This is a genomic window from Pseudomonas fuscovaginae SE-1 (assembly GCF_000364705.1).
Taxonomy (GTDB): domain Bacteria; phylum Pseudomonadota; class Gammaproteobacteria; order Pseudomonadales; family Pseudomonadaceae; genus Aquipseudomonas; species Aquipseudomonas fuscovaginae_A.
Genome location: NZ_AQOH01000221.1, coordinates 1 through 3,452, shown reverse-complemented (window position 1 = coordinate 3,452; position 3,452 = coordinate 1). Strand labels below are relative to the sequence as shown.

Genomic DNA, 3,452 nt, shown 5'->3' with positions numbered 1-3,452 from the left:
CCCAGCGTGTCGGGGCGAGCCCGATCGGCAAGCGCATTCCCGACCTGCAACTCTATGTGCTCGACGCCCGTCGCGAACCGGTACCGACCGGCGTGGTCGGCGAACTGTATGTCGGCGGGGCCGGGGTCGCCCGTGGCTACCTGAACCGTGCCGAACTCAGTGCCGAGCGTTTCCTTGCCAACCCGTTCAGCCACGAGCCGAACGCTCGCCTGTATCGCACCGGCGACCTGGCTCGCTGGCTGGTCGACGGCAGCCTGGAGTACCTTGGCCGTAACGACGAGCAGGTGAAGATCCGCGGTTTCCGTATCGAGCTGGGCGAGATCGAAGCGCAACTGGCCGCCTGCGAAGGCGTTCGCGATGCCGTGGTACTGGTACGCGAGGACGAGCCGGGCGACAGGCGCCTGGTGGCCTATGTCATCGCTGCCGCCGGCGTCGAGCTGGACGCCGTGCAACTGCGTGAACAATTGCGCCTGACACTGGCCGAACACATGCTGCCGAGCGCCTTCGTCAGCCTGGAAACCTTCCCGCTGACCGCCAACGGCAAGCTCGATCGCAAGGCGTTGCCGGCGCCCGATCGCTCGGCGGTGGCCAGCCGTGGCTACGAAGCGCCCGAAGGCGCCACCGAAATGGCGATTGCGCGAATCTGGCAGGACCTGCTGCAACTGGAGCAGGTCGGTCGTCACGATCACTTCTTCGAACTGGGCGGTCACTCGCTGCTGGCGGTGAAACTGATCGAGCGCATGCGCCAGATCGACCTCAGCGCCGACGTGCGCGTATTGTTCGGCCAGCCGACCCTGGCGGCCCTGGCCGCCGCCGTGGGCGGCAGGCGCGAGGTCGAGGTGCCGGCGAACCTCATCCCCGCCGGTTGCGAACGCATCACGCCGGACCTGCTGCCGCTGGTCTCCCTGAGCCAGGAGGATATCGATCGCGTGGTCGCCACCGTGCCTGGTGGCCTGGCCAATGTGCAGGATATCTACGCCCTGGCGCCGTTGCAGGAAGGCATCCTGTATCACCACCTGGCCGCCACCCAGGGCGACCCGTACCTGCAATACGCGATGTTCGGCTTCGACAGCCTCGAGCGTCTGCACAGCTTCGCCCAGGCCCTGCAAGGGGTGGTGGCGCGGCACGACATCCTGCGTACCGCAGTGCTCTGGGAAAGCCTGGACGCGCCGGTGCAGGTGGTCTGGCGCGACGCGCCACTGGGCCTGGAACGGCTGGAGCTGGACCCGGCGGCTGGCGATATCGCCGCACAACTGCGCGAGCGCCTGGACCCACGGCATACCCGCCTGGACATTCGCCAGGCACCGATGATGCGTATCGGTTACGCCCAGGACCCACTGCACGACCGCTGGGTCGGCATGCTGCTGTTCCATCACCTGGTGGACGACGCCACTTCGCTGCGTATCCTCTGCGGCGAAATCGAGGCGCACATGCTCGGCCGGCAGGCGGAACTGCCGCCGTCCGTGCCTTATCGCAACTATGTGGCCCAGGCCTGGCAGGGCATCAGTCGCGAAGAGCACGAAGCGTTCTTCCGCGATATGCTCGGCGATATCGATGAGCCGACACTGCCATTCGGCATGCAGGACGTTCAGGGCGATGGCCGCGGTATCGAGGAGGTCCGTCTCGACGTGGCGGCCGATCTGAGCCGGCGCCTGCGTCTGCAGGCCCGGCAGCTAGGGGTCGGCGCCGCCAGCCTGTATCACCTGGCCTGGGCTCGTGTGCTGGGCGTGGTGTCGGGCAAGGACGACGTGGTCTTCGGCACCGTGCTGCTCGGCCGCCTGCAGGGCGGCGAGGGCGCCGATCGGGCCCTGGGCATGTTCATCAACACCTTGCCGCTGCGGGTGACTCTGGGCGAACAGGGTGTGCGTGAGGGGCTGAAGGCCACCCATGCGCGGCTCAGCACGCTGCTGGCCCATGAACATGCCTCGCTGGTACTGGCGCAGCGTTGCAGTGGCGTGGCCACCTCGATGCCGCTGTTCAGTTCGCTGCTCAATTACCGGCAGATCGATACCCGCGTCACCGACCAGGCGCTGGCCGCCTGGGAAGGCATCCAGGCACTGGACGGCGAAGAGCGTACCAACTACCCCCTGACCCTGTCGGTGAATGACCTGGGCGAAGGTTTCAACCTGACGGTCATGGCCGAGGCGCAGATCGGCGCGCAACGGATCTGCGACTATATGCACTGCGCCCTGGAAAACCTGGTACTGGCGCTGGAGCAGACACCGCAAGCCCCATTGGGCGGGGTGAATATCCTGCCGGCGGGCGAGCGCCAGCAATTGCTGGAAAGCTGGAACACCCCACATGTCTCTTACGCCGACGACACCCTGATCCACCGCACCTTCGAAGCCTGGGCGCTGGCGCAACCGGAAGCCGTGGCGCTGCAGTACGAAGACCGCACCTTGAGCTACGGCGAACTCAATGCCCGCGCCAACCAGGTGGCCCATCAGTTGCTGGCCCTGGGGGTGCGTCCGGATGATCGGGTGGCGATCTGTGTCGAGCGTGGCCTGGAGATGATTGTCGGCCTGCTTGGCATCCTCAAGTCCGGCGCGGGCTACGTGCCGATCGACCCGGCCTATCCGGCCGAGCGGATCGCCTACCAGCTGCGCGACAGCGGCCCGGTGGCGGTGCTGGCCGATGCGGCCGGCCTGGCGCTGCTGGACACTTTCGACGGTCCACGGCTGGACCTGCGCAGCCCGGCCCTGCAGGCCCAGTCCAGCGGCAATCCGCGAGTCAGCGGGATCAGCCCGCATCACCTGGCCTACGTGATCTACACCTCCGGCTCCACCGGGCTGCCCAAGGGCGTGATGGTCGAACACCGCAACGTCGCCCGGCTGTTCTCGGCCACCAGGGCCTGGTTCGACTTCAATGAGCAGGATGTCTGGGCCCTGTTCCACTCGTTCGCCTTCGACTTCTCGGTCTGGGAAATCTGGGGCGCGCTGCTGCATGGCGGGCGCCTGCTGGTGGTACCACAGTGGGTCAGCCGTTCGCCCGAAGAGTGCTACGCACTGCTGTGCAATGCCGGGGTAACGGTACTCAACCAGACCCCGAGCGCCTTCCGCCAGTTGCTCAACGCCCAGGGCGAGAGCGAGTTGCGACACTCCCTGCGCCAGGTGATCTTCGGTGGCGAAGCCCTGGAAACCGGGATGCTCAAGCCGTGGTACGCACGGGTGGCCAACGCCGGCACCCAGTTGGTGAATATGTATGGCATCACCGAAACCACGGTGCATGTGACCTACTGCCCGTTGACGGCGGCCGATGCGCAGCGTGCCGGCGTCAGCCCCATCGGCGTGCGGATCCCCGATCTGCAGTTGTACGTGCTCGATGACCGGCGTGAACCGGTACCGGTGGGTGTGGTCGGTGAGTTGTATGTCGGCGGGGCCGGTGTGTCGCGGGGTTATCTGAACCGTGACGAGCTGACCGCCGAACGCTTCCTGTCGAACCCGTTCAGCAAG

At 66.6% G+C, this 3,452-nt stretch carries 1 protein-coding gene; it reads left to right on the top strand.

Annotated elements, in window-relative coordinates:
* A partial coding sequence (locus K675_RS0119210; RefSeq protein ID WP_017905107.1) for a non-ribosomal peptide synthetase occupies positions 1 to 3,452 on the top strand: 3,452 nt, incomplete at both ends.